This is a genomic window from Planomonospora algeriensis (assembly GCF_977012225.1).
The window spans coordinates 1-3,133 of record NZ_CDRNDK010000609.1; the positions used below are offsets into that span (position 1 = coordinate 1).

A 3,133-nucleotide genomic window follows, 5' to 3' on the forward strand; every position below is an offset into this window, starting at 1 on the left:
CGGGCGTCGCCGTACCCGCCTCCGCCGCGCCCGCCTCCGCCATGGCCTCCCGGCGGCACCGCCGTCGAGCCGTTCCACGGCGTCCACCAGGCCGGGATCGCCACGGCGCCGCAGGCCCACGCCGCCTTCGTCGGGCTGGACCTGCTGCCCGGCAGCGGACGTGAGGCGATAGCCCGGATGATGCGGCTGCTCACCGACGACGCGCGCCGGCTGACCGCGGGCAGGCCCGCGCTCGCCGACACCGAGCCGGAGCTGGCCGTGCTTCCCGCCCGGCTGACCGTCACCTTCGGGTTCGGCCCCGGGCTGTTCGCCGCGGCCGGGGCCGAGCACCTGCGGCCGGAGGCGGTCGCGCCGCTGCCCGCCTTCCCCGTCGACAGGCTGGAGCGGCGCTGGAACGGCGGCGACCTGCTGCTGCAGATCTGCGCCGACGACGCCCTCACCGTGGCCCACGCACTGCGCATGACGGTCAAGGACGCCCGTTCCTTCGCTCGGGTGCGGTGGATCCAGCGCGGCTTCCGGCGGGCCCTCCAGGTCCAGGACCCCGGCACCACCCAGCGCAACGTCATGGGCCAGCTCGACGGGACCGTCAATCCGGAGCCGGGCACGGCCGACTTCGACCGGGCCGTGTGGACGGGCGACGGGCCGGAGTGGCTGCGCGGCGGCACCACGCTGGTGCTGCGGCGCATCCGGGCGGAGATGGAGACCTGGGACGCCGTCGACCGGACCGCCAAGGAGTTCACCGTGGGACGCCGCCTGGACAGCGGCGCCCCGCTCACCGGGGTCCGGGAACATGACGAACCGGACTTCGCGCGGCTCACCCCGGCGGGCTTCCCCGTCATCGCCGAGCAGGCCCACATCCGGCGGGCCCGCGTCGCCGATCCGGGTCTGCGGATCTTCCGCCGGGTCTACAACTACGACGAGGGGGTCACCGCCGACGGGCGCGCCGACAGCGGGCTGCTGTTCGCCTCCTACCAGGCCGACGTCACCCGGCAGTTCCTCCCGATCCAGCTGCGCCTGGCCGAGGCCGATCTGCTCAACGAGTGGACGACCCCGATCGGCTCGGCCGTGTTCGCCGTGCCGCCGGGCTGCGCGGAGGACGGCTGGATCGGCGAGACCCTGCTGGGGAATCGAGCGGGGTGAGCAGCGGTGCGCGGGCCGACCCCGGCCTTGACGGCGGCGTGGTGGCCGGTGAGGAAGACGTCCGACAGGGTCAGCAGCGAGGGCAGCAGGGCGGAGTCCTCGCCGACCGGGGCCTTGACCAGGGTGCCGTCGGCCAGCGGGACGCGCACGGCCTCGGCCTGGGCGCCGCCGACGCCGTTGGAGGCCCAGAACCCGCCCTACCGGCAGGAGGTGTGCAGGCCCTCGCGGCAGAACTCGCACGTGTCGTCGGAGTAGGCGAACGGCGCGATGACGAAGTCGCCCCGTTTGAGGGTGGAGACCTCCGCGCCGGTCTCCTCGACGACGCCGACGAACTCGTGCCGATCGGGCGGCCCTGCTCCGAGGCGGGCAGGTTGTGGTACGGGTGCAGGTCACTGCCGCAGATGCAGGCGCGCACCACCCGCACCAGGGCGTCGGTGGGCGCCTGCGGCACCGGGTCAGGCGCGTCTTCCACGCGCACGTCACCGGCACCGTAGATGAAAGCAGCTCGCATCAGGATCTTCCCCGTCTTCCTCTTCGTCGTCGGGCCTGCCCTCGGCCGAGTGGTCGGCGTGCCGGGAAGGTCGGTCACGGTGAATCCGCCGTACCGCGGCGAGGGCTTGGCGGCGGAAACTCCAAGCGCCGTCCCCGCATGCGCGGCGCCACCATCATCCCCCCTCTCGCGGCCGGGATCTCCTAGAGGGCGACCACCGTAGGTGAGAGGAGCATGACCAATAGTTATGGTGGAAGCCGGATGTGTTTCACCACAGGGGGATGAATGGCCACAAAGTGGTCGCTGGTGGGGGAAGGTGGGAGATACGCCGCTCGGCAGGCGGCGACCTTGTTCGCCCTGGCGGGAGTGCTGGCCGTTCTGGGCATCGCGGCGACGCCGATCGGCCAGCGCGGTCTGCTGGCGGCGATCGCCGGGGCCGATCTGTTCCTGGCCGCGGTGGCCTGGTGGATCCCCTGGGACCGCCTCGACCCGCGCGCCCCCCTGGCGCTGAGCCTGCCCGCCCTGGCCGTGCTGTCCGTCTCCACCTGGGCGTTCGGCGGGACCGCTGCGGGCACGGCGCCGTTCTACATGATGCTGTTCGCGTGGGTGGGACTGCACTTCCCCACCGCGGCCGTGCTGGCGCTGACCCCGCCGGCGACGCTGGCCTACCTTGCGCCGCTGGTCCTCTCGGGCCGCGATCCGGTGGCGGTCTCCAGCGTCGTGGTGTTCGTCCCCACGCTGGTGGGGGTCGGCGTGCTGATCGCCCGCCAGGTCGAGCACCAGCGCCGCGACCGGGAGATCATCCACCGCATGGAGCGCTGGCGGGCCGCGCTGACCGCCGCCCTGGCTCACGACGTGCGTTCCCCGCTGACCTCCGTCCAGTTCGCGGTGGAGACCCTGAACGAGGACGGCCCCGACCTGCCCAAGGAGCGCCGGGACGCGATCGCCGGGGTCGCCCTGCGCCAGGTCGAGCGGATCCGGCGGCTGGCCGCCGACCTGCTGGACGCCGACCGGCTCGACAGCCACGGAGGGCTCCGCCTGAACCTGCGCCCGCTGGACCTGCGCGCCGCCGCGGAGAAGGCGGTCGGCTACCTCAGCGCCCCGGTGCGCGTGGAGGTCCCCGACGGCCTCACCGTGCGGGCCGATCCGCAGCGGCTGGAGCAGATGCTGGTCAACCTCACCACCAACGCCGTGCGCTACGGCGCCCCGCCGATCGTGGTCAGTGCCGCCCCCGCCGGACCGGGCGGCGGCGACCTGCTCGCCGTGCACGTGCGCGACCACGGCCCGGGCATCCCCGAGGACAGGCGTTCCCTGCTGTTCTCCCGCTTCAGCGGCGCCGGCACCACCCCGGGTTCGGTCGGCCTGGGTCTGTGGATCACCCGGGAACTGGCCCGCGCGCACGGCGGCGACGCCTTCTACGCCCCGGCCGACCCCGGCAGCCGCTTCACCGTCACCCTGCCCGCCGCGGGGCGGGCGGCGGTGGAACCGGCCGCCGGCCGGATC

General features: G+C 74.1%; 3 protein-coding genes. All 3 read left to right on the plus strand.

All coding sequences use genetic code 11. From position 1 onward, the window contains the following. On the plus strand, positions 1-1,140 hold a 1,140-nt coding region (locus ACWJ6R_RS33275; RefSeq protein WP_449066024.1), incomplete at its 5' end, for a Dyp-type peroxidase. Between the two features lie 48 nt (positions 1,141-1,188). Next, positions 1,189-1,395 carry a hypothetical protein gene (locus ACWJ6R_RS33280; RefSeq protein ID WP_449066025.1) on the plus strand — a complete coding sequence of 69 codons (207 nt, stop codon included), beginning with the start codon at positions 1,189-1,191 and terminating at the stop codon, positions 1,393-1,395. A gap of 520 nt (positions 1,396-1,915) precedes the next feature. Beyond that, on the plus strand, positions 1,916-3,133 hold a 1,218-nt coding region (locus tag ACWJ6R_RS33285), incomplete at its 3' end, for a sensor histidine kinase (protein ID WP_449066026.1).